The organism is Staphylococcus argensis (assembly GCF_002902305.1).
GTDB lineage: Bacteria > Bacillota > Bacilli > Staphylococcales > Staphylococcaceae > Staphylococcus > Staphylococcus argensis.
On the sequence record NZ_PPPX01000015.1, the window covers coordinates 46,832 to 47,364 of the forward strand.

Annotated in this window: 5 tRNA genes; all 5 read left to right on the plus strand. The window is 49.2% G+C overall.

The features are described 5' to 3' along the window. Positions 1-29 precede the first annotated feature (29 nt). Positions 30-104 (plus strand) — tRNA-Gly (locus CD039_RS08970). Between the two features lie 7 nt (positions 105-111). Further along, positions 112-201: transfer RNA gene (locus tag CD039_RS08975), tRNA-Leu, on the plus strand. Positions 202-207: 6 nt separating this feature from the next. Then, positions 208-281, plus strand: a tRNA-Arg gene (locus tag CD039_RS08980). A 28-nt stretch (positions 282-309) separates the two neighbouring features. After that, a tRNA-Pro gene (locus CD039_RS08985) sits at positions 310-383 on the plus strand. 11 nt (positions 384-394) lie between these two features. Then, positions 395-470 (plus strand) — tRNA-Ala (locus CD039_RS08990). Positions 471-533: the final 63 nt, after the last annotated feature.

Consider the following 533-nt stretch of genomic DNA (forward strand, 5'->3'; position numbering starts at 1 on the left):
TCAGCTCATTTAAATAATTTAACTATTAAGCAGAAGTAGTTCAGCGGTAGAATACGACCTTGCCAAGGTCGGGGTCGCGGGTTCGAATCCCGTCTTCTGCTCCATTATTTTGCCGGGGTGGCGGAACTGGCAGACGCACAGGACTTAAAATCCTGCGGTGAGTTGATCACCGTACCGGTTCGATTCCGGTCCTCGGCACCATCGAATGCGCCCGTAGCTCAACTGGATAGAGCGTCTGACTACGGATCAGAAGGCTATGGGTTCGACTCCTATCGGGCGCGTCACTTTTAGTAATTTAACATTATACCTCGGGAAGTAGCTCAGCTTGGTAGAGCACTTGGTTTGGGACCAAGGGGTCGTAGGTTCGAATCCTGTCTTCCCGACTCTTTGAAATGGGGGCTTAGCTCAGCTGGGAGAGCGCCTGCTTTGCACGCAGGAGGTCAGCGGTTCGATCCCGCTAGTCTCCACCATTTTTATTTAATGAACATTGAAAACTAAATGACAATATGTCAACGTTAATTCCAATAAACACA